Raw genomic sequence first — 24,291 nt, 5'->3', positions numbered from 1 at the left:
GCCCCACAGATGAGCACGGGACGGACCGGATGGCAAGCCGGGGCGCGGCTTCAGCCTCGCGGCGGCGGCGGCGCCGAGGCCGCCAGAGGCATCCCCCACGCCGGGGCGCGCTCCTCGGCCACCCCTCCGGGGTCCAGGGGGACCAGGACCCCGGCGACCCGGCCCCGGTGCACCTCGAGAAAGGCCACCCCGGAGGGGCTGCCGAAACGGGCGCGGCCCGCGCTCCCCGGGTTCAGGTAGAGGACGCCCTCCCGTTCCTCGAGGGAGGGCCGGTGCGTGTGCCCGGAGACCACGGCCCGGCAGCCGAGCGCCACGGGATCGGCGTCCAGGGCGTCACCCTGGTGGGCGAGGAGGATACCCGCCCCCGCCAGGGTGACCACCTCGATCACGGGGAGGGCGGCGGCCCACGACCCGAAGTCCATGTTGCCGCGAACGGCCGCCACCGGGGCAATACGGCGGAGCCGGTCCAGGATGTCCGGCCCGCCGATGTCCCCGGCGTGCAGGATGACGTCCACGCCGGCCAAGGCCGCGGCGGCCTCGGGCCGCAACACCCCGTGGGTATCGGAGATCACGCCGGCCCGAACCCGGTCGCGATCACGAAGCGATTTCAATACGTTGTCCATCGCGAGGTCCTCCAGGCCGCCGCCCGGACAAAAATGAGGCGGCATTCATTTTTGGAGAACCAATCTGCCCCATGGGGGGCGGGCCTGCAACCTGTTTTTCTATCAATAGATATTGAAATTCAGAAGAATGCGGCGGAATCGGCCTATTCCGGGCGCCAGTAGGGATCGTCCGCGGTCTTCAGGAACCGGAGAAGGTTCTTGGGCCGGTAGTCCGGGTCGTGTTCCATCCGGCGGCGCACCGAAGGATGCACCTTTTCCATCCCGCGGGCCTCGGCCCCGATGGGCCGCACGTAGCGACCCTTGGCCCAGTAGACCCCCTTCCAGGACCGGTGGCGCTTCCCCATGGGGTCGGGACGGGCGACGGCGGCGAGGTACCCGCGGTCCACCTCGAGGCCCGCCTCGGCGGCCCGCCCCAGCATCCACTCCAGGGTGATGTCGGAAAGGCCCGTCTCGCGGTAGCCCCCGCCCACGTCGCAGTGGACCCCGGTGAACCAGACCTGCTCCACCCGGTGGCGGGCGCCGGGGGTCACCCGCCAGAGGGTGGGGCGGAAGTCCGACCGGCGCTCGTCGATGGCCAGGGCGTGGCAGGCGTGGTCGATGATGCGGCTCGGCGAGGTGTCGTGGAAGGCGTAACGGCGCCGGTTCAGGTCCTGCATGACCCGGAGGGGGATCCCCAGCGCGCCGACGGTGTCCCAGACCCCGACGAAACGGATGCGGACCTCGGCCGCGTAGCGGCGCCGGAACCCGGCCGCCGCCGGGGCGTCGGGGTGGGCGCGGGAGCGGTACATACGGAAGGCGTCCGGGATGAGGTGGGCATGGCGCTTTCGGAGGATGCCGCAGTTGCGGATGAAGCCGGCGGTGCTCCGGGCGGTGTAGGCGCCGCGGCTGAACCCGAAGAGGAAGATCTCGTCGCCCTCGGCCCAGTTGTGGACCAGGAAGCGGTAGGCGTCCTGGATGTTGGCGTCGAGCCCTTCGCCGAGGGCCCCGCCCTCGATCCGGTCGAGGAGGTTCCCCGTCCCGACGCCGCGATCGTAGAAGACCACCTGGGGGCGGCCGTCCCGGGCCGCCGGCAGGACCGCCCGGGCGGTCTTCACCACGTTGGTGACTTCCCGCTGCTCGGGGTTGTTCCAGGTGCCGTCACAACAGACGATGAGCCGCTTCGCCGCCATCGGCCTCCCCTCAGGCGCCCTGGCCGGCGGAATCGCCCGCCACCGCCGCCCGGATCGTCGCGCCGCGGAGATACCGGATGACCACGGCGAACGGAACGGCGAAGAGGAGCGTGATCACCCCGCCCGCCACGAGGCCCACCCAGCGGAAGGTGTCCATGTCCACGGGCATCCCGGGCCCGGGCGCCGCCGCGCCGGTCATGACGGACCACCCCCGCATCCAGAAGACGCCGAAGGCCAAGGTCGACAAGAGGGACAACCAGGAAAGCCCCTCGAGCACCCCGCGGGACCAGGGCCGGAGGCGGAGGAAGGCCGCCCCGGCCACGACGGCGAGGACGCCCAGGAGGCCCTGGACCACGGAGATGGCCCTGACGTGCCGGAAGAGGGTCTCCATCTCGCCCATCACCCCGGCGACGTCCGGGGGAAGCCCCACTGGCGCCCCCATTGGCATCTCGGGGACCACGGACCGCACCGCCAGCCCCATGAGGGCGCCCAAGACCAGCAGGACTCCGTTGGCGATCCAGAACCAGGCGATGACCGTGACGCTGGTGGGGCGAGCGGTCGATCCTTCCATGGGTACCTCCCATCCATCCATTGGGCCCGCGTGCGCGACCCTCGTCCTTTTGTAGCGCCGCCCCCCCGAGGGTTGTCAAGCCTCGGCGCCGGTGCCGCCGGCGCACGGCCGCCCTCCTAAACCAACCCGCCGGTAATGCCGATGAAAAAGACGTCGAGACCTCTTTGGAACAAGGGAGATGCCATGGGTGACGTCCCAGGCGCCGGCTGCAGCCCGGCGGAAGCACTCCTCGCCGAGATCCGCGCCGCCGGGCGCCTGCCCGACCCGGGCGCCCTCCGGGGCCTCGTGCTCGCGGGGGCGGACCTTTCAGGGCTCGATCTCTCCCGGGCGGATCTGGCCGGCCTCGACCTCCGGGGAGCCAACCTCTCCGGCGCCAACCTCTTCCGAGCCGACCTCTCCGGTTCCCTCCTCGACCAGGCGGACCTCGAGGGGGCGGACCTCACCGGGGCGAATCTGGCGGGCGCCTGCCTGGAGGGCGCCCGGGGGACATCGGCCAGCCTCGGGATGGCCTGCCTGCGGGACGCGAGACTCTTCCAGGCGGATCTGGCCGGGGCGAGCCTCGCCAAGGCGGATCTCGCCGGGGCCGACTGCCGGTGCACCCGCTTTGCCGGGGCCCGGCTCCGGGAGGCCGACCTCCGCGGGGGCGACTTCCAGGAGGCGGAACTCGCCGGCGCCGACCTGAGCCTGGCGGCCGTGGCCCGGGCCAACTTCAACAACGCGGACCTCCGCCGGGCCCGGCTCCGCATGCTCAAGGGCTACGAGAAGGCCTCGTGGCTCGGCGCCGACATCCGCGACATCAACTTCGCCGGCGGCTACCTGCTTCGCCGGTTCATCATGGACCAGAACTACCTCAAGGAATTCCGGGACCGGAACCGCTTCACCCGGGTGGTGCACTTCCTCTGGTGGGTCACCAGCGACTGCGGCCGGAGCATGCCCCTCTGGTGCCTCTGGATCGCCGTCCAGACCTTCTTCTTCGCCGGCCTCTACACCCTCGTGAGGGTGGACTACGGCCGTTACCCGACGCCGCTCTCGCCCCTCTACTACAGCGTGGTGACGCTGACCACCCTGGGCTACGGCGACGTGGTCCCCTCGACCCTCGCCGGCCAGTGCGTGGCCATGCTGGAGGTGATGGTAGGGTACATGATGCTCGGCGGGCTGCTCTCCATCTTCGCCAACAAGATGGCCCGCCGCTCGGAATGATGCCATGGACCTCAAGCGCCTCCTCCCCCTCCGGAAGAAAGACCCCCGGGCCGCCCTCAAGGCCGTCCTGGCGGACTTCGACCTCCCCTCCTTCCCCGCCCAGGTGATGAACGTCCTGAAACGCCTCCGGGACCCCGAGGCCTCCATGGCCGAGGTGGCCCGGGAGGTGGAGAAGGACCCGGGCATGGTCCTCAAGGTCCTCCGGACGGTGAACTCCGCCGCCTTCGGCCTGACGAAGGAGGTCTCCAACCTCTCCCACGCCGTCTCCCTCCTCGGCCGGGGGCGCCTCGAATCGCTCCTCCTCCCGCTGGCGGTCCGGGAGGCCCTCCCCGCCTTCCAAAGCCGCGTCCTCACGGCGGACCGGTTTTGGTTCGCCGCCGCGCTGCGCGGCGAAATCGCCCGCGGCCTGGCGCGCCTGGCGCAACCGGCCGCCCAGGAAGAAGCCTACACCGCGGCCTTCCTCCAGGACCTGGGCATCCCCGCCCTGATCCGCGCCAAGGGCGCGGCCTACGACGAGGTGCTCGGCGAGTGGCTGGCGGGCGGCGGGGAGGCCGATCTCGCCGAGTTGGAGGCCCGGCGCTTCCAGGTGGACCACGCCACGGTGGGGGCCCTCATGGCGGAGGCCTGGGATCTGCCGGGCTACCTCGTGGCCAACCTCCAGCATCACCACGGGGGGGAGGCCGGGGGGGCCGACCCGGCGGTCCGGCTGGCGGCGGTGGTCCGCTACCGGGGCCCGGAGGCGGAACGCGAGCCCTTCCTCGCGGCGGCCGAGGCGGCCGGGCTCCCCCCCGCCACCATCGAAGAGATCTACGACCAGGCCGCCGGCAAGGCCGCGGAGATGGCCCGCCTCTTCGCCTAGCCGGCCCGGCGCTTTCCTTCCCCCGCCGGATCCCGTATCCTGAAACCGTCCCCCGGCCCGGGCGCCGGGCCGGCCGCCACGCATGGAGACCCCGCCATGAAGGTGCGAATCGTCCACATCGAGGGCTGCCCAGCCACGCCCCCCACCCGGGACCTCGTCCGGCGGGTCGCCGGGGAACTGGGCCTGGACGTGGAGCTGGAGGACGTCACGGTCACCACCGCGGCGGAGGCGGAGCGGTACCGGTTCATCGGAAGCCCCACCGTCCAGGTGGAAGGACGCGACATCGAGCCGGGCGCGGAGGCCGTCACCGCCTACGCCGTGACCTGACGCCGGTACGGGGCATCGGCGGTGCCCCCGGAGTCCATGGTCAGGGCGGCCCTGCTCCAGGCGGCGGAGGATCGCTGAGGACGCCGGCCGCCTCGGCCAGCGCCCGCCGGAGCGCCGCCCGGCCCTCCCCGCCGAGGAAGGGCAGATGCCCCGCTCCCGGAACGAGCCGGGCCGGGACGCCCTCCGGCAGGCGCGGCCGTTCCGCCACCGGGGCCACGAGGTCGCGCGTGCCGTGGAGGTAGGCGAGGATCCCGTCCCGCTCGGCGAGGTCCGCCCGGCGGCCCGCAAGATATCGCAGCCCCTCGAGGAGCCGGGAAAGGTCGCGGGGAAGCCGCGCCGCGCACCGCGCCCCGGGCGCCAGGCACCGCCGCTCGAAACGCCCGAGAGCCGCTTCCGGGTCGGCCGAAAGCTCCCGGGTCACCCGCTCCACCTCCGCGGGGGGATAGTGGGCCCGCAGGGAGACCAGGACGAGCCCCGCCACGAGGTCCGGGGCCATGGCCGCAAGATCCAGGGCGAGGTAGCCCCCCAGGGACCACCCGAGGATCACCGCCGGCCCTCGGCCCCGGCGGCGGAGGAAATCGGCGAGTTCCGCCGGGGTCCACGGCCCCACGAGCCCCGCCGGCCGCACCTCGTCGAAGGGCGGGTCGAGTCCCTGGAAGACCGAGGCATCGAAGGCCCAGCCGGGGAGGCACACGAGGTCCCGACCGCGGCCCCGCTCCACCCGCTCAAAGGGCATCGGCCAGGGCCTCCGCCAGGCGCCGGAGGTCGGCGGGGTCGTGGCCGGCGGTCACCGAGACCCTGAGCCGTGCGGCCCCGGCCGGGACGGTGGGGGGCCGGACCGCCCGGACCAGGAAGCCCTCGACCTCGAGCCGGCGGGAGATCTCCACGGCACGCCCGCTCTCCCCGATCACCACGGGAACGATCTGGTCCTCGCCCGGGCAGGAAAGACCGGTCCGCCGCCCGACGGCCTCCCGGAAGCCCCGGGCCAGGTCCGCAAGGCGCCGGCGCCGCTCCGGCTCCGCCGCCGCCACCTCCAGCGCGGCCAGGGCGGCGGCCACCACCGGCGGCGGAAGGGCCGTGGAGAAGACGAGGCTCCGGGCCTGGTTCACCAGGTAGTCCACCGCGGCCCGCGACCCGGCCACGAAGGCCCCGTAGCCGCCGAAGGCCTTGCCGAAGGTGCCGAGAACGAAGTCCACCCCGCCGGTGAGGCCGCCCGCCGCCACGAGCCCCCCGCCCTCCTCCCCGAGGACCCCCACCGCGTGGGCCTCGTCCACCAGGAGCCGGAAGCCGTAGCGTTCCCTGAGCGCCGCGAAGTCCGCCAGGGGAGCCCGGTCTCCCTCCATGCTGTAGAGACTCTCCACCACCACGAGGGCCCGCCGGGCCCGGCTTCCTTCCCGCCGGAGGAGCTCCTCGAGGGCACCGGGATCGTTGTGGGCGAAGCGGGCGAGCCGCGCCCTGGAGAGCGCGGCCCCGTCCAGGATGCTGGCATGGACGAGCCGGTCCGCCAGGATGAGATCGTGGCGGCCGCAGAGGGCCGGAATCACCCCCACGTTGGCCAGGAAGCCGCTTCCGAAAAGGAGGGCGGCCTCCGTGCCCACGAGGCGCGCGGCAGCCGCCTCGAGCCGGTGGTGCAGATCGAGGTCCCCGCTCATGAGGCGGGAGCCCCCCGCCCCCACGCCCCACTCCCGGGCCGCCTCGGCCGCGGCGCGGGCGAGGGCCGGGTGGCGAGCGAGCGCCAGGTAGTCGTTGGAGGAGAGGTCGACGAGGACCCGCCCGCCCACCTCCACGCGCCCCGGGCCGGGCCGGCGCCCGGGGACGAGCCGCCGGAGGAGCCCCCGGGCCTCCCGCTCGGCCAGGGCCTCGCGGTAGATGCGATCACCATCCCCGTCACGCGGCGTCATGGGCGGCACTTTACCGCGGCACCGCCCGGGCGCCAACGCGGGGCCGTTCTTGACAAGCCTCCGCTCCCCCCTTATAAACTGGGGGCATCCGGCTGCTGGGGGATCGTCTAACGGCAGGACGGCGGATTCTGGCTCCGCTAATCTAGGTTCGAATCCTAGTCCCCCAGCCATTTCGTCCCCCGGGACGATCGGCTGTTGGTCGCGTTGGAGAGGCTCCACCCATGAACAGAGAAGGAGCGGCCCCGCCTGCGGAGGCGACGGGGCTGCGGGTGCTCCTGGCCGAAGACGACATCCCCGTGGCCAAGGGGTACCAGGACATCCTCCAGAAGGCGGGCTACGAGGTGGTGGGGCTGGCCCACGACGGCCTCCAGGCCGTGGAGATGTGCGAGAACCTCCGGCCGGACCTCCTCCTCATGGACATCAAGATGCCCCGCATGGACGGGCTCGAGGCCGCCCGGGCCATCAACATGGACCCGAAGAGCGCCTTCACGCCCATCGTCCTGGTGACGGCCTACGCCGACCAGCAGCTGGTCACCCGGGCCAAGCGGTGCGGGGTGCTGGGGTACCTGGTGAAGCCCGTCCAGCTCGACGATCTCATCCCGGCCCTCGAGATGGCGCACACGGCGGCCCAGAAGATCTCCGCCCTGGAGGGGGCCGTCCGCAACCTCTCCGAGGAACTCGAGGCCCGCAAGGTGGTGGAGCGCGCCAAGGGCATCCTGATGAAGCGGCTCAAGATCGACGAGGAGGAGGCCCTCCGGATGATGCAGAAGGAGAGCCGCCGCCAGCGCATCAAGCTCAAGGACCTGGCCCGGGCCATCATCTCCTCCCACTCCATCATGAATTCCTGACAGCGCCGCCCCCCTCAGGAGCCCGCCCGCGGGCTCCGCCGCGGCCAGCGCGGGAGGATCCCCCCCCGCGCGCGCCCGCTTCGGTAGGCCGCCCACGACTGCGCCGCCTCCCGGTCGAGGGTCTCGCTCACCTCTCGGAGGCGTTTGTCCAGGACGTCGAGGCCGATCCGGGCCTCGTAGCACTCGGGGTTCAGGACCAGGGCCCGCTGGAAGGCGGCCCGGGCCTCGGCGTACCAGTCCCCCTCCACGTAGCTCTCCCCCGCCAGGCAGTAGGCCATCTCCGGCCCCATGGGAAAGGCCTCGCGGAAGACCGCCTCGATCCCCCCGGCCGCCGCCCAGAGCCGGTCCATGCGCCGCCGGTTCTCGATGAGGAACCGGAGCAGCAGCCCGTTCTCCTTCTCGCCGGCGAAGACCCGGCGCAGGTAGCCCGCCGCCTGCTCGAACATGGCGCCGAGCCTCGCCACCCCCTTCTCCACGTCCTCCATGGTCTGCTCGCAGAAGCGGAGGCAGCCCTCCACGCCCGCCCCGTCCTCCGGGGCCTCCCCGGCCCAGAGGAAGGCGGGCTGGTAGGCGTGGACGAGGTAGGCGTTCTCCTTGAGCTTGACGGCCTCGTGGAAGATGGCCCCCACGGTCCAATCGAAGAGGAAGACCTCCGGCCGCTCGCCCGCGGTTTCAGACCGCCAGAGCCGGTGGCAGTCGTCCTTCAGGCGCCAGAGGGGGCCGCGCCGTCCCTCGGTACCCACCCACTCGGCGATCCGGTCGAAGGAGATCCCGTAGGAGCGGTAGTCGGCTTCGAGGGCGACGAACTCCTCCCGGGCGGCGGCGAAGTCCCGAAAGACGTTTCGGACCAGGAGTTCCCGCCTTTCCCGGGCCCAGTGCCCCTTTCCGTTTTGGCCTCCCATGCCGGATGGTCCCTCCAGGCAAACCCGGCGGCGTGCACCGCCGATCTGTCCCCTTATCGTCATCCGTACCGGCGGTCATGATTGGCGCCCCGGGCCCGGACGGCCAGGGAGAGCACCCGGTCCCCCTCCCGGAACATGATCCGCTTGGCCACGAGGTCCGCCACGAAGGCCGCGATCTCCGCCGCCGGGCGCCCGCCGGCCAGGGGGCCGAGCTCCGCCAGGGGGCGGGGCTCGAGACAGGCCAAGTAGAGCCGGCGCGAGGCCCCGCGGAGCCGGTGGTGCAGGGTCCGGCCGTCAGGCAGCACCTGCCGCACCAGGAGGAAGTCTCCCCCGTCCCGACAGGTGAGCGCCGGACCGGCCCCGGCGCGCCGGGCGGCCCACTGCCGAAGCCGGGTCTCCACCGGCCGCCAGAGGCGCCGCTGGCGCCCCCGGTCGCCCCGGTAGCCGAGCACCATGACCGGGAGCCCGCGAAGGACCTCCGGGGGGAAGAGCCCGGCCCAGGCGGGGTGGGGCCGGACGGCCCGGAGGCCGTAAGCGGCGGGCTCCCGGGCCACCGGGCTCTCGTGGCCCAGCCAGAAGGAGACCGGCTTGAGCGGCTCGAAGGGCCAGACGAAGTCCAGGACCGCCAGGGTCTCCGCCACCTCTTCGGGCGTGCTGCCGGGAAAGTGGAGGATGAGGTTGCCGCCGAGCCGCACCCCGGCCTCCGCCGCGTGCCGCATGGCCGCCACGTTGTCCATGGCGGTGGCCCCCTTGCCGAGCCGCCGGAGCAGCGACGTGCTCAGGGCCTCTATCCCCACCTGGACGTCCCGGAGGCCGCCCCGGGCCATCTCCGCCCACTCCGCCCGCCCGTGCACGGCGCGCAGCTCGGCGAAGAAGGCGAGATCCCCGAGCCCCGCCGCCGCCCGGAAGAACCCGGCGGCTTGGCGCCGGGGGAGCGCGTTGTCCGTGAAGGCGAAGTCCAGGACGCCGTAGCCCCTGGAGAGCGCCCGGACCTCGGCCGCCATCCGCTCCACGGATTTCGCCCGGTAACCCGACCACTGGAGGTTCAGGTTGCAGAACCGGCACCGCCCCCACCAGCAGCCCCGGGAGAACTCCACGGGGAGCACCGGGACGAAACGGTCCCCGGCGGGCAACCGCCCGAGTTCCTCGAAGTAGTCCCGGTAGTCGGGCGGCGGCAGGGCATCAAGGTCCGGGACCTGGTCCCGCCCGGAGGGCGCCGCGCCCGACCCGGCCCGGTGGACCACGCCGGGCGGCAGGCCCCCGTCGCCCCGGAGGTGCCGTACCAGGCCGGCCAGCGGCCGCTCCCCCTCCCCGTTCACCACGAAGTCCACGAAGGGAAAGGCCCGGAGGAGCCCCGCGCCCAGTTCCCCGGCGCAGGCGGACCCGCCCAGGACCACGGCGGTCCCCGGCGACCGGCGCCGGACCTCCCGGGCCAGGTAGAGCGCCGCGGTGAGCTGGTTGAGACAGACGGAGAAGCCGGCGAGTCGGATCCGCCGCCAGTCCACCCCGTCGAGGAAGTCCGACATCGCCTCTGTGAAAGCCGCCCGTACCCCGGCGAAGTCCGGACGGCGCCCGCCGCCGTGGCGCCGGAGGGACCGCCGGAAGAGGGCCTCGCACCGGCCGGCCCGTCCCGGGAAGAGGACGGCGGCCGCCACCGCCTCGGAGGCCCAGCCAGACCGGCTCACCCGGTCGTAGGCCTCGAAGCCGAGCCGCCGGGCGCAGGCCAGGTACGGGTGATGCGCCCGGACCTCGACCTCCGGGACCTCCCGGGCGAGGTAGGCCTTCAAGGCCCCGAGCTGGATGGAGGGACGATTGAAGAGGGGCCAGGGCGGCGCCACCAGGGCGACCTTCATGCGGCCTTACCCTCCTCCGAGAGAAAAGAGAAGTTGATCTCGTCGTCGTCGGACCTGTGAGCGGTGTGGGCAACTCCGCAGGAGTTGTCCAAGCACCTGTGGGCAAGCCGCAGGCTTGTACAAGGAGGCTGTGGGCGGGCGGTGGGCGGGCCTACGACCCCGGCTACCGACCGGAGGTGCGACTTGTGGCTTGACACGAGCATTAGGCTGCCGCCCCTACCCATGCGCGGCGGCGATGACGACCACGCCCGCCAGCATCAGGGCGGCCCCGGAAAGCCGTTCGCCGAGGTCCGTCTCCCCGAACCAGAACCGACCGTAGAGCACGCCGAAGAGGAGACTCGTCCGCTTGACGGCGATCATGTAGGCGGCGGGGGCCAGATGGATGGCCCACATGTGCCCCAGCACCATGGCGGCCTGGCAAAACCCCACGCCCCAGAAGGCCTTCCATGGGAAGGGGGCCGGGGCGCCCCGGGCCTCCCGCCGGGCCAGCGGCCAGAGGAGCACGGGCACCACCACGCCGAGGAGCACGAAGTAGAAGCAGGCGAAGAAGAAGGGAGCGGCGAGCAGCACCGCCCGCTTGCCGAGCACCGAGGTGACGGCGTAGACCGCCGCCACCAGCAGCATGAGCCGCGGCCCCTCCGAGCGGCCCAGGCGGCGCCAGGGCGCCAGCCAGCCCTCGCGCACCGCCCCGAGGTTCAGGATGTAGGCCCCGGCCACCGTGACCACGACACCCGCGGCACCCACGGCACCCGGGCGCTCGCCGAGGATCGCCCAGCCGGAGAGCAGGACGAAGACCGGCGTGAAGGCCAGCATGGGAAGGGTGAGGGAGAGGGGGGAGGCCCGGATGGCCCGCATGTAGAGGACCAGGGCCAGGACCTCCAGGGGGACCAGGGCGGCCACCGTGCTCCAGAAGGCCGCCCGCAGCGGGGGGTGCGGCAGGAAGAAAAGCCCGGGCCAGAGGATGAGCGCCGGGGCCACGGAGCGCGCCATGGCCATGCAAACCGCCCCCCGGGCGCCGAAGCCCGCCTTCAGGACGGCGTCGGCCGTGGCGGCGGCCGCCGCCGCGAGCAGCGCCGCCGGGAACCAGCTCACTCGCCGCCTTCACCGTGGCAGCCGCAGCCGCAGCCCTCGGGGTGCCCCCCCCGGGCCGCCGCCTCGAGCTCGGCCTCCTCCTGGAGGATGGCGTCCCAGTCGGCCTGTTCCACCGGCCGCACCTCGAGGATGGTCATGTCGAAGCGCACCGGCCGCCCGGCCAGGGGATGGTTGAAATCCAGGGTGACCTCGTCCCCGTCCACGGCGACGACGCGGACGTAGCGGCTCCGCCCGCCCTCCGGGTCGGGCAGCTCGACGATCCGGCCCGGGACGCAAGGCTCGTCCCAGGGCAGGAAGTCCCGGGGGCCGGTGGCCACGAGGTCCGGCCGGTGAGGGCCGAAGGCCTCCTCCGCCTCGATGCGGGCCGAGGCCGTCTCTCCCGCGCGAAGGCCGCGGATGGCCGCCTCCAGGGCCTCGGGCACGTGCCCCTCCCCGAAGACGAAGGGGAATTCCCGCGGGCCCACGGGGCCGAAGTCGAGCCCGGGCTCCGCCGGCGAGATGGTGTAGGACATGCGAACGAAGGCCTGGGGCCCGACTTTCATGGCGCCTCCTGGTTCAGGCTCCCCGGAGCTCGAGGAGCCGGCGGATCCGTTCCCGGATGGGGGGATGGGTCTGGAAGAGGCCCTCGAAGGACCGCCCGGAGAGGGGATTGACGATGTACATCTGGGCCGCGGCGGGGTTCACCCGCATGGGAAGGCGCCGGTTCCACTCCTCGAGCTTAGCCAGGGCCGAGGCGAGCCCCTCCGGGGTCCCGGCGATCCGGGCGCCGGTGGCGTCGGCCTGGTACTCGCGGCTCCGGGAGATGGCCATCTGGACCAGCATGGCCGCCAGCGGCGCCACGACGATGGTGACGAGGAGCCCCACGAACCCGAGGACCCCGCCGTCGTCGTCGTCACGGGAGAGGCCGCCGAACATCAGCGACCACTGGGCCATGGTGGCGAGGTAGCTGATGGCGCCCGCCAGGACGGCGGCGATGGAGCTGATGAGGATGTCCCGGTTCCGGACGTGCCCCAGCTCGTGGGCGAGGACCCCCTCGAGCTCGCGGCGGTCCAGGAGCCGGAGGAGCCCCCGGGTGACGGCCACGGCGGCGTGGGCGGGGTTCCGGCCCGTGGCGAAGGCGTTGGGCGTCTCGTCGGGGGTCACGTAGACCCGTGGCTTCGGGATCCCGGCCCGGCGGGCCAGGTCCGCCACCACGGCATGCAGCTCCGGGGCCTCCGCCTCGGAGACGGGCCGGGCGCCCGCCATGGCCAGGGCCAGCCGGTCGCTGAACCAGTAGGCCCCGAGGTTCATCACGGCGGCCATCACCAGGGCGACGGCCACGCCGCCCCGGCCGCCGATCAGGTCCCCGACCACGAGGAAGAGCCCCGTCAGGACGGCCATCAGGATGGTGGTCTTCAGCATGTTCTTCATATCCCGGTGGTCCTCCCGATCCGCAAAGGAACTGTCGCCGCGGGGGGGAATCCCCGCAGCGTAATATGGTCACCCGCCCCCTCGATGACAAGGGGCGCGGCGTTGGCCACCTGGACGGAGCGGTACTCGGCCAGGGGCCGGCCCGACAGGGCGAGGACGAGGCACCGGGCCACGGCGAGATGCGTGACCAGGACGGCCTCGCCCGGAACGGCCGGGGCGAGAAGCCGCCGGACCACCGACAGGGCCCGCCGCTGGAGGGCGGCCAGGTCCTCGGCCCCCGGGAGCCGGAACCGGTGGGGCGCCGCCCGCCAGGCGGCGTAACCCGAGGCGGGGTCGGCGGCCAAATCCGCCTTGAGCCGCCCGTCCCACTGGGGGATGCGGATCTCGGCCAGGTCCGGCTCCTCGACCACCGGGCAGCCGAGCACCCCGGCCATGACCCGGGCGGTCTCGAGGGTCCGCGCCATGGGGCTGGCGTGGATCGCCCGGACGGGGCGCCCCGCCAGTGCCCGGGCGGCCTCGGCGGCCTGGCGCCGGCCCTCCGGGGTGAGGGGCTCGCCGGTACGGCCGGCGAACCGGCCCTCGATGTTGGCCCGGGTCTGGCCGTGGCGGCAGAGGTAGAGGCGCTCCACGGGCGGTTCAGCCGCCCTGGAGGAGGGCGGTGGCGCGCTCCACGTCGGCCCGGCTCCCGATGAAGAGGGGCACGCGCTCGTGGAGGGCCGCGGCCTGGATGTCGAGGATCCGGGTGCGGCCGTCGGTGGCCGCCCCCCCGGCGTGCTCCACCACGAAGGCCAGCGGCGCCGCCTCGCACAGGAGGCGGAGCTTGCCCCGGGGCTTGGCCGGGTCGCGGCGGTCGGCGGGGTACATGAAGATCCCACCGTTCAAGAGATTGCGGTGGAAGTCCGCCACCAGGGACCCCACGTAGCGGGCGGTGTAGGGCTTGCCGAGGTCATTGTCCGGCGACTTGAAGTAGTCCACCACGGCCCGGGTCCGCTCGTCCCAGTAAGGGGTGTAGGCCTCGTTGACGGAGTAGGTCTTGCCCCGCTCCGGGATCCGGATGTTCGGGTGCGAGAGGAGGAACTCCCCGACGGAGGGGTCCAGGGTGAAGCCGTGGACGCCGTCGCCGGTGGTGTAGACCAGCATGACGCTGGTGCCGTAGAGGAAGTAGCCGGCCGCCACCTGCTCCGACCCCTTCCGGAGGAAGTCGTCCAGGGCCACGTAGGCCCGCCCGGATTCCTTCCGCCGGTAGATGGAGAAGATGGTGCCGATGCTCACGTTCACGTCGATGTTGGAGGACCCGTCCAGGGGGTCGAAGACGAGGATGTAGTCGCCGCCGGGGTACCGGTCCGGGATCTCGATGATGTCCGCGTTCTCCTCCGAGGCCATGGCGCAGAGGACGCCGGCCCGCTGCATCCGGTAGATCAGGACCCGGTTGGCGAACTCGTCCAGCTTCCGGACCTGCTCCCCCTGGACGTTCACCTCGCCCGTGAGGCCGAGGATGTCCACCAGCCCGGCCTTCTGGACCTCCCGGGCGATGATCTTGGCCGAGAAGATGAGCTCCGTGAGCAGGCTGGTGAACCGCCCCGTGGCCGCCGGAGAGGCCTTCTGGTGCATGAGCAGGTGTTCGGTGACGGTGATGCCGATGCCTTCCATCTCGTGCCTCCTTCCGCAGGGTTGAGCGTCGGGTGGAAAGGGCCGGGCGGGCTCCTGGTGCCCGGGCGTCGCCCCATTTATATACAATGAAGGGCGAACCGACTAGAGTAGAGAAGGACGCCGGCCGGGCCGGCGCCCCCGCCGTCATATGGAACGGATCACCTGGCCCATCGCGAAACGCCACCTCGTCCTCCTCGGGCGGATCCTGCTCTTCGCCCTGCGGAAGTTCCTCCGGGACCACTGCCTCACCTCGGCCCAGGCCCTGACCTTCACCACCATCTTCTCCCTCATCCCGGTGCTGGCCATCGCCTTCACCCTCTTCCAGCTCTTCGGGGGGCTGTCCCAGCTGGAATCCCTGGTCTTCGACTACCTCTCGGAGATCCTGACCCCGGGCGGCCAGCAGCGGGTGCTCGAGATCATCAAGGGCCTCGTGGCCCGGGCCCAGGGGGCCCCCATCGGCTCGCTGAGCACCCTGGTGCTGGTGGTGCTCGCCTTCTTCCTCCTCATCGAGATCGAGCAGGCCCTGAACGGCATCTGGCAGGCGGACCGCAAGCGGCCCCTCTGGAGCAAGGTCATGGTCTACTGGACCATGTTCACCCTGGGGCCCATCCTCATGGCCATCCCGCTCATCATCATGCTGCTGTTGACCACGTCGCCCAGCATGGCGCTGGTGGCGCAGTACCTCCCCCTGCGCCTCATCCGGGCCATCCCCTACCTCTCGTCCTGGGCCTTCCTCTGGGGGACGTACTTCTTCATGCCCAGCGTCCGGGTCAAGGCCACCTCCGCCACGGTGGGCGCCTTGATGGGCGGGGTCCTGTGGCAGGTGGCCGCCAAGGCCTACACGGTCTACAGCGCCAACATCCTCACCTACTCGAAGCTCTACGGGTCGCTGGGCACCATCCCCCTCTTCATGCTCTGGCTCTTCGTCACCTGGGGCGTGGTGCTCTACGGCGCGGAGGTCTCCTACTGCTTCCAGAACCGCTCCTGGCTCCTCGCCCACGGCGGCGCGGACCCCGAGGCCGCCCCCGCCGCCCCCGAGGTGCTGGGGCTGCGCATGATGACCCTCGTCGCCTGGCACTTCGCCGGGGGGACGGCTCCGGTCCCCCTCGGCACCCTGGCCCGCCAGATGAACACCTCCCAGGCCCAGCTCTACCGCCTGGCCCGGCCCCTGGTGGGTGCGGGCCTGGTGGTCCGCGAGGAGGGGACCGGGCACTTCCTTCCCGCCCGGCCCCTGGACCAGATCTCCCTGGTGGAGGTGGTCCGGGTCTTCCGCCCGCCCTACCCGGCCCAGCCCGTGGAGGTGGCCGGGGTGGACGCCACCCTCCGGGACCTCCTCTCCCGGGCCACGGCCGCCTACGACCGGTCGCTGGCCGCCGTGGACCTCGACCGGGTGCTGAAGGCGGTGGCGAAGCAGGCCCGGGCCGAGGCGGAGGCCGCCGCCCGCCCGGAAAAACCCGCGGCGGAGGCACCCGCCGCCGGCGCCTGATCCCCCTCCCGGCCGGCCACGGGCTTTGCAAATTTGTCGGACTCCGGTAAAGTCCTGGCCACGCCGCCCGGCCCCCAAGGCCCGGGGGCCATCACCGAACCGGGAGGTCCCGCACCCATGTCCCTAGACGAGATCCAGATCAGCCGGGCCATCGTCGACCGCTACTTCTCCAAGCTCTCCGATTGTCTCGACCTCGACGTGGCCGTGGTCGGCGCCGGGCCCTCCGGCATGCTGGCGGCCATGCGCCTGGCGGAGAAGGGCCGCAAGGTGGCCCTGTTCGAACGCAAGCTCGCCCCCGGCGGCGGCATGTGGGGCGGGGGCATGATGTTCAACGAGATCGTGGTCCAGGAGGCCGCCGCCGAGATCCTCAAGGGCCTCGGCGTCCGCGTACGGGAGGCGGGGGAAGGCTACTTCACCGCCGACTCGGTGGAATGCACCGCCACCCTGGCCAGCCTCGCCTGCCGGGCGGGGGCCCGGTTCTTCAACCTCGTGAGCGTGGAAGACGTCCTCGTCCGGGAAAACCGCGTCACGGGCCTCGTGATCAACTGGACCCCGGTGGAGACCCAGGGCCTCCACGTGGATCCCCTGAGCGTCCGGGCGCGCTGTGTCATCGAGGCCACGGGGCACCCCACCGAGGTCCTCAAGGTGCTGCTGCGGAAGAACGACGTCCGCCTCCTCACCGAGACGGGCGGGATCGTGGGCGAGCGCTCCATGTGGGCGGACATCGCCGAGACCACCACCCTCGCGAACACCCGCGAGGCCTTCCCCGGCGTCTTCGTCACGGGCATGGCCGCCAACGCCACCTTCGGCTCCTTCCGGATGGGGCCCATCTTCGGCGGCATGCTGCTGTCGGGCGAACGGGTGGCGGAGCTGGTCGAGGCCCGGCTCGCGGCGGAGGCGGCCTGAGGCACGATGCAGGCACCCTCGACACCAGGCCGCCCCCCCGTCTCCCGGACGCCCCGCCGCCACCGGAGGCGTGCCGCGTGAACGTCCCCCGCTCCGCCGAGACCCGCCGGCCGCGGAAGCGGACCGCCGCGCCCGCCGCCGGGCCGCCGCCGTCGCGGGAGCTCCAGGAACTCGGCTGCCTCTACGAGGTGACCCGCGCCCTGGTGGCGGCCGCCGATCTCAAGGCGGCCCTCCGGGAGGTCATGGAGATCCTCGCCGCCCGCATGGGCATGAGCCGGGGGACCGTCACCATCGTGAATCCCCGGACCGGGGCCCTCGAGATCGAGGTGGCCCACGGCCTCTCCGCCGAGGCCCGCCGCCGCGGGCGCTACCGGATCGGGGAGGGCATCACGGGGCAGGTGGTGGCCACGGGCAAACCCCTGGTGGTGCCGCGGATCAGCGAGGAACCCCGCTTCCTGAACCGCACCCGGAGCCGGGGCGACCTCCACCGCAAGGACATCTCCTTCCTCTGCGTCCCCATCCAGGCCGGGCGGGAGACCATCGGGGCCCTGAGCGTGGACCGCCTCTTCGACGGCACCGTCTCCTTCGAGGAAGACCTCCGGCTCCTCACCATCATCAGCGGCCTCGTGGCCCAGACCGTCAGCCGCCTCCAGGCCATCAACGCCGAGCGGGAACAGCTGCTCTCCGAGAACCTGACCCTCCGGCGGGCCCTCGAGGAGAAATACGGGCTGGACAACCTGGTGGGGAAGTCGAGCCGCATGGTGGAGGTCTTCGAGATGATCCACCGGGTGGCGGGCAGCACCGCCACGGTGCTCCTGCGCGGCGAGAGCGGAACGGGAAAATCCATGGCGGCCCGGGCCATCCACTTCAACAGCCCGAGGAAGGACCGCCCCTTCGTCACGGTGAGCTGCTCCGCGCTCCCCGAGACCCTCATCGAGAGCGAACTCTTCGGCCACGAGCGGGGGGCCTTCACCGGGGCCACCGCCCGGAAGCCGGGCCGCTTCGAGCAGGCCGAGGGCGGGACCATCTTTCTCGACGAGATCGGGGAACTGCCCCACAACGTCCAGGTGAAGCTCCTCCACGTGATCCAGGAGCGGGAGTTCCAGCGCCTCGGCGGGGCGCGGCCCATCCGGTGCGACGTCCGCATCGTGGCCGCCACCAACAAGAACCTCGAGGAGGCCGTGGCGGCCGGGCAATTCCGGGAAGACCTCTACTACCGCCTGAACGTCTTCCCCATCTATCTCCCGCCCCTCCGGGAGCGCCGGACGGACATCCTGCTCCTGGCCGAGCACTTCCTCGCCCAGTTCGCCCGGGAGAACGAGAAGGCCATCCACCGGATCTCCTCCCCCGCCATCGACCTCCTGGTCCAGTACCACTGGCCGGGCAACGTCCGGGAGCTCCAGAACTGCATGGAGCGGGCGGTGCTCGTCTGCGACGAAGACGTCATCCGCGCCCGCCACCTGCCGCCCACCCTCCAGACCGCCGCCAGCGCCCCCGGCTCCGGCCGCCGCGCCCCCTCCCTGGCCGATGCGGTGGCGGCCTTCGAGAAGGAACTCATCGAGGAGGCCCTCAAGGAGAGCCGCGGCAACCAGACACGGGCGGCGGCCCTCCTCGACACCAGCCTCCGCATCATCAACTACAAGATCCACAAGTACGGAATCGATCCCTCCCGGTTCAAGAACCCCGCCTGAGATGCCAGAACGCACCCCCACCCCGAAAAAGGCCGGAAGGCCCCGGCGCGGGCGCCCCCAGGTCCGCCCACCCGCCGGCGGCCCCCCGCCCGCCATCATCCCCCGGCCGGACCACTGCGTCAGCCGGAAGCACATCGACCGGGAGGCCTTGAAGGTCCTCTACCGCCTGAAGGACCACGGCTACATCGCCTACCTCGTGGGGGGCAGCGTCCGCGACATCCTCCTCGGCCGGCAGCCGAAGGACTTCGACGTGGGCACCAACGCCCGGCCCGAGGAGGTCCGCAAGCTCTTCCGGCACAGCCGGATCATCGGCCGCCGCTTCCGCCTGGTGCACGTCTACTTCCGGGGCGGCAAGGTCATCGAGGTCTCCACCTTCCGGCGCCGGGCGGACGAGGACGCCCCCTCGAGCGCCACCGTGAACGCCGACGGCGGCGCCCCGCCCCCCCGGGACGAAAACCTCTACGGCACCCCGGAGGAAGACGCCTTCCGTCGGGACCTCACCATCAACGGCCTCTTCTACAACATCGCCGACTTCAGCGTCATCGACTACGTGGGCGGCATGGAGGACCTCCGGCGGGGCCTCATCCGGGTGATCGGCGACCCGGACGTGCGCTTCGCCCGCGACCCGGTCCGGATGCTCCGGGCCATCCGCCACGCCGCCCGCGCCGGCTTCACCGTGGAACCGGCCACCTGGGCGGCCATCGGCCGCCACCGCGAGGAGATCCGCCTCTGTGCCGTGCCCCGGGTTCGGGACGAGTGGCTGAAGGACCTCAGGAGCGGGTCGGCGGCGGCCTGGGCCCGGCTCATGCTGGAGAGCGGGCTCTTCACCGCCGTCTTCCCCGGCTATGCCCCGGCCCTGGAGGACGACCGCAGCGGCGACGTCCGACACCTCCTCCTCCACCTCCTCGCCCACCTGGACACGCGCATCCGATCGGGGGACGAACCCGCCGAGCCGGAGCTCGTGGCCCTCTTCGCCTTCCCGGCGATGCACCACCGCCCGGAGTGGGCGGCCCTGGCGTCCGAGCGCCTGCGCTGGCCCACCCACGAGACCCGCGCCCTCCTCGAGGAGGTCCTGGCGCCCTACGACTTCCGGAAGGCCACCCGGGACGCGGCGGCGCAGATCCTGGCCAGCCAGTGGGCCATCCGGCTCTGCCTCGAAAGGGGCAGCTGGCCCAAGCGGGTCTGGAACAAGGCGAGCTACCCGGCGGCGCTGCGCCTCTTCAACGCCGTCCGGGACGCCCACGGCGAGCCCCCCGTGGGGGACGCCCCCCACCGCGACACCGCAGAGCGCCCGCCCAAGGCGGCCAAGCCCCGCCGGCGGCGGAGCCGCCGGGGCCGGCGGGGCCGGAAGCGGGAGGCCGAGCGCGCAGAGGCCGAACCATGAAGCTCCAGCAGAACGCAGGCGATCTGGTCCTGATCTGTGCCGAAGGCCTCGGCACCCTCGTGGGCGAGATCCGCTACAACCGGCAGACGGAGACCCCGGCCTTCGCCCTGGAGAAGGCCGCCTACTTCGACCTCCACTTCCCCTGCGCGGTGATCTACGACCCGGAGCGGGGGCCGGTGGTGCACCCCCACCTCCTGGCGGCGCTCGCCACCTCTTCCATCCGGGTCCAGCGGACGCGCGTCACCTGCTTCGTCCTGGGCGACGAGATCAACCCCGCCGTGGCGGAACAATACCGGGCCCTCCGGGCGGCCATCCTCTCCAAGGGGCCGCCGCCCAGCGAGGGCCCGGAGCCGCCGGACGACGGGCCCGGCGGGAAGGGCCCGGGGCCGCGCATCGTCGACATCCACCACCTCCGAGGCAGACCCGGCAAGAAGTGATGCCCCTGCAAAGATGCGCCGATCGGGGCGGTACCTCGCGCACCCTCGTCAGTGCGGCAAAGCTCGGTACGCCTCGTCCCTCGACATCCTCGCGCCGTGCATTTGGCGATTTTTGCCGAGCCATCCACCCAGAGACCCTTTTTACGAGGCCATCGATTTTTACTGAGCCATCCTTTTGCTCTATCTCTGGTCATTTCAATCAGAAAATTCTCCGCTCCGGACCCCCGGGAGAAATGGATTGCCTTCCGGCCCATCGCTGTCCCCCGCCCTCTGTGGCGCCGAAGGCGTCGATGGTGGGCCGGAAGAAGCGCGACGAATTGTCCGAGCCCCGCGGAGCGGGGCGAATTTTTCGTCGCGCCCGGCCCCGCCGAGACGCCGAGGGGACCCTGCCCCCCGCCCCGCCAAGGCGGGGCGGGGGCAGGGCGCTACAGTGGGCTGCCCTTTCTTTTGGTTACTTTTCTTTGGGCACGCAAAGAAAAGTAACGCCTGCCGCAGGCGACGGCGGCACCGCGCTTCCACCGAGGCACCGAATCTTTCCCCTCCGTGCACGTCTGGACCCTGAAAGGCCAAATCCACACGAAGCGTCAAGGAGCCCGGGACTCCTTCTGAAGCTCGCTTCTTTTGCTGGGCAATGTCTGATGGCGTCGCAAAAAATCACAGGCTGCAGCGTTGCTTCGGATATTCTCGTCAGTGCGGCGGAGCTCGGTACGCCTCGTCCCTCGACATCCTCGCGCCGTGCATTTGGCGATTTTTGCCGAGCCATCCACCCAGAGCCCCTTTTCGTCTTACATCATGCGCTCTTAAGTAATATCATCCACTACCATCCGCTCCGAAGCCTTGTTACGAACCCGGCAAGAAGTGATGCCCCTGCAAAGATGCGTCGATCGGGGCGGTGCTTCGCGCACCCTCGGGCCACCCCGTGCAAGTGCCGGAGGACCGGAAAAGACGCCGGCCCGGGGCCCCGACGAAACGCACCTGGCTGGGCCGTCCCCTGATGCCCTTTGAGAGTCCATCATGATCCCCTACCCCGAGATCGATCCCGTCATCTTCCGCCTCGGCCCCTTCGCCCCAAGGTGGTACGGCCTCATGTACGTCCTCGGCCTCACCGCAGCCTACCTCCTCATCCGGCGCCAGATCCGGGAGCAGGCCGGCACGGCGCCCGGGGCCGAGGCGCGGATCCGGGCGGAAGGCGACCTCCTCGACGGTCTCATCGCCGTCCTGGCCCTGGGGGTGATCCTCGGCGGGCGCCTCGGCTACGTCCTCTTCTACAACCCCGGCTACTACCTCGCCCACCCGGCGGAGATACCGGCCATCTGGCACGGCGGGATGTCGTTCCACGGCGGCCTCCTGGGGACCCTGGCCCTGGGGTGGTGGTATCTTCGGCGGCACGGGGCCGACTTCTGGACCTGGGCGGACCGGGCGGCGGTGACGGCCCCCGTGGGACTCTTCTTCGGCCGGCTGGGCAACTTCATCAACGGCGAGCTCTACGGGCGCCCGGCGGACGTCCCCTGGGCCATGGTCTTTCCCGGAGGGGGCCTCGTCCCCCGCCACCCCTCGCAACTCTACGAGGCCGGCCTCGAGGGCCTCCTGCTCTTCGCCCTCCTCTGGCCCCTCCGAAACCGGCCCTGGGCCGCGGGGCGCAAGACCGCCCTCTTCCTCGCGGCCTACGGGGCGGCCCGGATCGCGGGGGAATGCTTCCGCCAGCCGGACCCGCAGCTCGGTTTTCTCTACGGCGGGTGGCTCACCATGGGGCAGGTGCTGAGCGCCGCCATGGCGGCGGCGGGGATCGGTCTCTGGGCGTGGCGGGGGCGTCAGGCCGGGGGCGGCCCGTTGTCCGCCACGCGCCGGTCCACGAGGTAAGCGCTCCCGGTCTCCGCCTTGACCTTCTTCTTGAGCTGGGCCGCCACCGCGGCCACCTCCCCGTAGTGGGAATAGCGCCCGTCCGCGTTCACCACCACGGCGATGGAGACGCTGGTGAGGGGAAACTCGCACCGGTTCCCCCGGCGGTCGGCGGCCACGAAGCAGCCGGCCTCGAGGTCCGGCTCGTCGAGGAAGAGGGGGATCAGGCGGTCGAAGTTCCGGATCGTCTCGCGACAGACCCGCTCGGCGGCCTCCAGCGGCACCACGAAGACGAAGTCGTCACCGCCCACGTGGCCCACGAACCCGTCTTCTCCGGCGGCCTCGTCCACCACGTTCACCAGGATCCGCGCCAGCATCCGGATGACCTCGTCGCCCCGGGAGAAGCCGTAGCGGTCGTTGTAGGGCTTGAAGTTGTCGATGTCCACGTAGCCCACGGCCATGGGGGCCCCGGCGTCCAGGACGCCCTGGATGGTCTTCAGGATGGAGGAGTTGCCCGGCAGCTTGGTCAGGGGGTTGTTGTCCGCCACCCGCCGCATGCGGGCCAGGGCGAGTTCCACCCGGGCGATCACCTCCTCCACGGTGGCCTTGGCCGAGAGAATGTCGTCCACGGCGTAGGCGTCCCAGTCGAGGCCCACGGCCAGCTCCATGCGCTCCACCACCAGGAGGATGGGGAGGAAGGCCAGCTGGAGGTTCTCCTTCAGGGAGCGGATGATGTCCAGTTCCACCCCCTCCGCCAGCCCCTTCTCGAGCATCAGGAGGTCGGGGGGATCGTTCAGGATGTTGTCGAGGGCCCGGGCGAGGTCGGCGTGGAGGGCCACCTTGTGACCCATGGACTCCAGGCAGAGCCGCTCGTCGAGGCTGGCCATGAACCCGCGGGTCACCAGGGCGATGCGGGCCACGGCGGCTAGTCCTCCCCGATGCGCTGGATCTCCATGGTGAAGTCCTGGAGCTCCAGGAGCTTGTCGTCCAGCTCCGCCAGGATCTCTCGGGCGACGCTCCGGCCGAACTTGATCCGCTCCCAGGCCTCGTGGTCGAGGGGCGGCACCCACGGGTCGCCGCCGAAGCCGAACCCCACGGCCCGGACCAGGATGTCGGCGAAGTGGACGATGGCCGCCAGCTCGCGGAACTCCCCGGCCGTCTCCGGGTGGTGGTGGGCCTCGATGGGCCGGACCAGCCGGTCGGGGAGGTTCCACTGGCGGGCCAGCCAGCCGCCGATCTCCCCGTGGCCCACGCCCAGGACCTCCAGCTCGGCCTCCCGCATGGCCACCTGCCGGGCGGCCACGAGGTCCTGGACCCGGGCGTAGTCCTCGGGCAGCTCGGAGCGGACCACGATCTTGCCGAGATCGTGGATGAGGCCGGCGGTGGAGATCTCCTCCGGGTTCTTGACGCCGCGGCGGCGGGCCAGGATGCCCGCGGCGGTGGCGCAGCCGAGGGAGTGCTCCCAGAGCCCCACGTCACTCTCCTGCATCACCTCGAAGATGGAGGAGGTGACGATGAGGGTCTTGATGACGTTGAAACCCAGGAGGACGATGGCGTTGGAGACGGTGCTGATCCGCTGGGGGAACCCGAAGAAGGACGAATTCACCATCTTGAGCAGCTTGCTGGTGAGGACCTGGTCCTTCTCGATCACCCGGCCGAGCTGCTCGGCGGTGACCTCCTCGTCCTCCACCATCCGGTTGAGCTTCGAGACGATGGGCGGCAGCGTGGGGAGGGACTGGACCTCCTTGAGGCGGTGCCGGATGGCCTGGACACGTTCCTCGGAGACGGTCATGGCGCCGGCGTCGGGCCGCCGGCCGGCCGGGCCGGGCCCCGTTCCTCCTCGATCCAGTGCTGGGCGATGAGCTTCATGAGGGCCACGAGGACCGGGTCGTCCTTGACACGGGCGAAACGGGCGTCGAGGTCGCGGAGGCGCTCCTTGAGCGACTTCTCGCCGGGCACCTTGACCGGCCGGCCCTCCACGGTGAGGACCGTGACGCCCGAGCGGGCCAGGCGCTCGATGATCTCGGCGGTGAGGGTGACCCCGGGGCCGCAGAGGACACGCCCGTCCGGGGCGAGCACGTCCTTGGCGGTCACCATGCCCGGCCCGGCCTGTGCGATGGAGATGCGCTGCATGCCTCCTCCC

General features: G+C 71.8%; 25 protein-coding genes and 1 tRNA gene. 11 read left to right on the top strand and 15 right to left on the bottom strand.

The features are described from left to right. Positions 1 to 50: 50 nt before the first annotated feature. The 3 genes from HCU62_RS01895 to HCU62_RS01885 all read right to left on the bottom strand — a co-directional run bounded on the left by HCU62_RS01895 (position 51) and on the right by HCU62_RS01885 (position 2,363). A complete protein-coding gene (locus tag HCU62_RS01895; protein ID WP_343066717.1) occupies positions 51 to 572 on the bottom strand; it encodes a metallophosphoesterase family protein in 522 nt (173 codons plus the stop codon). A gap of 194 nt (positions 573 to 766) precedes the next feature. Next, a complete protein-coding gene (locus HCU62_RS01890) occupies positions 767 to 1,792 on the bottom strand; it encodes a DUF2235 domain-containing protein (RefSeq protein ID WP_163299204.1) in 1,026 nt (341 codons plus the stop codon). 10 nt (positions 1,793 to 1,802) lie between these two features. Next, positions 1,803 to 2,363, bottom strand: a complete 561-nt coding sequence (locus HCU62_RS01885; protein WP_163299205.1) for a hypothetical protein — start codon at positions 2,361 to 2,363, stop codon at positions 1,803 to 1,805. A 183-nt stretch (positions 2,364 to 2,546) separates the two neighbouring features. Here HCU62_RS01885 and HCU62_RS12435 point away from each other — a divergent pair, with 183 nt between their 5' ends. From HCU62_RS12435 to HCU62_RS01870, 3 genes are all read left to right on the top strand, one after another. After that, positions 2,547 to 3,563 (top strand): pentapeptide repeat-containing protein, encoded by a 1,017-nt coding sequence (locus HCU62_RS12435; protein ID WP_163299206.1) that lies wholly within the window; start codon positions 2,547 to 2,549, stop codon positions 3,561 to 3,563. A gap of 4 nt (positions 3,564 to 3,567) precedes the next feature. Then, the gene (locus HCU62_RS01875) at positions 3,568 to 4,422 is read left to right on the top strand and encodes an HDOD domain-containing protein (protein ID WP_163299207.1); all 855 of its coding nucleotides are present in this window, start codon (positions 3,568 to 3,570) and stop codon (positions 4,420 to 4,422) included. Positions 4,423 to 4,518: 96 nt separating this feature from the next. Continuing rightward, on the top strand, positions 4,519 to 4,827 hold the full coding sequence (locus HCU62_RS01870) for a DF family (seleno)protein (RefSeq protein WP_419722439.1): 309 nt from the start codon (positions 4,519 to 4,521) through the stop codon (positions 4,825 to 4,827). On the opposite strand, the gene HCU62_RS01865 is transcribed toward HCU62_RS01870, so the two are convergent. Both HCU62_RS01865 and bioF read right to left on the bottom strand, forming a co-directional pair. After that, a complete protein-coding gene (locus HCU62_RS01865) occupies positions 4,790 to 5,485 on the bottom strand; it encodes an alpha/beta fold hydrolase (protein ID WP_169755374.1) in 696 nt (231 codons plus the stop codon). The two genes, HCU62_RS01870 and HCU62_RS01865, sit on opposite strands and share 38 nt — an antisense overlap. After that, positions 5,475 to 6,650 carry an 8-amino-7-oxononanoate synthase gene (gene bioF, locus HCU62_RS01860; protein ID WP_169755373.1) on the bottom strand — a complete coding sequence of 392 codons (1,176 nt, stop codon included), beginning with the start codon at positions 6,648 to 6,650 and terminating at the stop codon, positions 5,475 to 5,477. Before bioF ends, HCU62_RS01865 begins: the two co-directional genes overlap by 11 nt. 96 nt (positions 6,651 to 6,746) lie before the next feature. Here bioF and HCU62_RS01855 point away from each other — a divergent pair. Next, a tRNA-Gln gene (locus HCU62_RS01855) sits at positions 6,747 to 6,820 on the top strand. A gap of 51 nt (positions 6,821 to 6,871) precedes the next feature. Beyond that, positions 6,872 to 7,498, top strand: a complete 627-nt coding sequence (locus tag HCU62_RS01850) for an ANTAR domain-containing response regulator (RefSeq protein WP_163298778.1) — start codon at positions 6,872 to 6,874, stop codon at positions 7,496 to 7,498. Positions 7,499 to 7,512: 14 nt separating this feature from the next. Here HCU62_RS01850 and HCU62_RS01845 read toward each other — a convergent pair whose 3' ends face one another. The 7 genes from HCU62_RS01845 to fbp form a co-directional block, all read right to left on the bottom strand. Beyond that, entirely contained in the window at positions 7,513 to 8,400 is an 888-nt protein-coding gene (locus HCU62_RS01845) for a hypothetical protein (RefSeq protein ID WP_163298777.1), read from the bottom strand. 59 nt (positions 8,401 to 8,459) lie between these two features. Continuing rightward, positions 8,460 to 10,253: a RiPP maturation radical SAM C-methyltransferase gene (locus HCU62_RS01840; RefSeq protein WP_163298776.1), complete on the bottom strand. Its 1,794-nt coding sequence runs from the start codon at positions 10,251 to 10,253 to the stop codon at positions 8,460 to 8,462. 216 nt (positions 10,254 to 10,469) lie between these two features. Further along, a complete protein-coding gene (locus HCU62_RS01835; RefSeq protein ID WP_309474806.1) occupies positions 10,470 to 11,345 on the bottom strand; it encodes an EamA family transporter in 876 nt (291 codons plus the stop codon). Next, positions 11,342 to 11,887 (bottom strand): FKBP-type peptidyl-prolyl cis-trans isomerase, encoded by a 546-nt coding sequence (locus tag HCU62_RS01830; RefSeq protein WP_163298775.1) that lies wholly within the window; start codon positions 11,885 to 11,887, stop codon positions 11,342 to 11,344. Before HCU62_RS01830 ends, HCU62_RS01835 begins: the two co-directional genes overlap by 4 nt. 13 nt (positions 11,888 to 11,900) lie before the next feature. Continuing rightward, entirely contained in the window at positions 11,901 to 12,755 is an 855-nt protein-coding gene (locus HCU62_RS01825; protein ID WP_163298774.1) for a zinc metalloprotease HtpX, read from the bottom strand. Continuing rightward, a complete protein-coding gene (locus HCU62_RS01820) occupies positions 12,752 to 13,384 on the bottom strand; it encodes a histidine phosphatase family protein (RefSeq protein ID WP_163298773.1) in 633 nt (210 codons plus the stop codon). Before HCU62_RS01820 ends, HCU62_RS01825 begins: the two co-directional genes overlap by 4 nt. 7 nt (positions 13,385 to 13,391) lie before the next feature. Then, positions 13,392 to 14,405: a class 1 fructose-bisphosphatase gene (gene fbp, locus HCU62_RS01815; protein ID WP_163298772.1), complete on the bottom strand. Its 1,014-nt coding sequence runs from the start codon at positions 14,403 to 14,405 to the stop codon at positions 13,392 to 13,394. 148 nt (positions 14,406 to 14,553) lie between these two features. Here fbp and HCU62_RS01810 point away from each other — a divergent pair, with 148 nt between their 5' ends. From HCU62_RS01810 to lgt, 6 genes are all read left to right on the top strand, one after another. Continuing rightward, positions 14,554 to 15,891 (top strand): YhjD/YihY/BrkB family envelope integrity protein, encoded by a 1,338-nt coding sequence (locus HCU62_RS01810; protein WP_163298771.1) that lies wholly within the window; start codon positions 14,554 to 14,556, stop codon positions 15,889 to 15,891. 117 nt (positions 15,892 to 16,008) lie between these two features. Continuing rightward, positions 16,009 to 16,797, top strand: a complete 789-nt coding sequence (locus HCU62_RS01805; RefSeq protein ID WP_163298770.1) for a sulfide-dependent adenosine diphosphate thiazole synthase — start codon at positions 16,009 to 16,011, stop codon at positions 16,795 to 16,797. Positions 16,798 to 16,874: 77 nt separating this feature from the next. Continuing rightward, a complete protein-coding gene (locus HCU62_RS01800) occupies positions 16,875 to 18,488 on the top strand; it encodes a sigma-54 interaction domain-containing protein (protein ID WP_374001943.1) in 1,614 nt (537 codons plus the stop codon). Position 18,489: 1 nt separating this feature from the next. After that, complete coding sequence (gene pcnB / locus HCU62_RS01795; protein WP_169755372.1) at positions 18,490 to 19,872, top strand: polynucleotide adenylyltransferase PcnB; 1,383 nt, start codon at positions 18,490 to 18,492, stop codon at positions 19,870 to 19,872. Next, positions 19,869 to 20,309, top strand: coding sequence for a hypothetical protein (locus tag HCU62_RS01790; RefSeq protein ID WP_163298340.1), 441 nt, complete (start codon positions 19,869 to 19,871; stop codon positions 20,307 to 20,309). Before pcnB ends, HCU62_RS01790 begins: the two co-directional genes overlap by 4 nt. 1,014 nt (positions 20,310 to 21,323) lie before the next feature. Further along, positions 21,324 to 22,169, top strand: a complete 846-nt coding sequence (gene lgt, locus HCU62_RS01785) for a prolipoprotein diacylglyceryl transferase (RefSeq protein ID WP_169755371.1) — start codon at positions 21,324 to 21,326, stop codon at positions 22,167 to 22,169. On the opposite strand, the gene HCU62_RS01780 is transcribed toward lgt, so the two are convergent. The 3 genes from HCU62_RS01780 to HCU62_RS01770 are packed head-to-tail and all read right to left on the bottom strand — an operon-like array spanning position 22,121 to position 24,281. Then, positions 22,121 to 23,068: a GGDEF domain-containing protein gene (locus tag HCU62_RS01780; protein ID WP_309474784.1), complete on the bottom strand. Its 948-nt coding sequence runs from the start codon at positions 23,066 to 23,068 to the stop codon at positions 22,121 to 22,123. The two genes, lgt and HCU62_RS01780, sit on opposite strands and share 49 nt — an antisense overlap. A 5-nt stretch (positions 23,069 to 23,073) precedes the next feature. Next, positions 23,074 to 23,940 (bottom strand): HDOD domain-containing protein, encoded by an 867-nt coding sequence (locus HCU62_RS01775; RefSeq protein WP_163298341.1) that lies wholly within the window; start codon positions 23,938 to 23,940, stop codon positions 23,074 to 23,076. Then, the gene (locus HCU62_RS01770) at positions 23,937 to 24,281 is read right to left on the bottom strand and encodes a hypothetical protein (protein WP_181448003.1); all 345 of its coding nucleotides are present in this window, start codon (positions 24,279 to 24,281) and stop codon (positions 23,937 to 23,939) included. Before HCU62_RS01770 ends, HCU62_RS01775 begins: the two co-directional genes overlap by 4 nt. Positions 24,282 to 24,291 lie beyond the last annotated feature (10 nt).

Source organism: Dissulfurirhabdus thermomarina, from assembly GCF_012979235.1.
Classification (GTDB): Bacteria; Desulfobacterota; Dissulfuribacteria; order Dissulfuribacterales; family Dissulfurirhabdaceae; genus Dissulfurirhabdus; species Dissulfurirhabdus thermomarina.
This window is presented reverse-complemented; position numbering and strand designations above follow the sequence as displayed.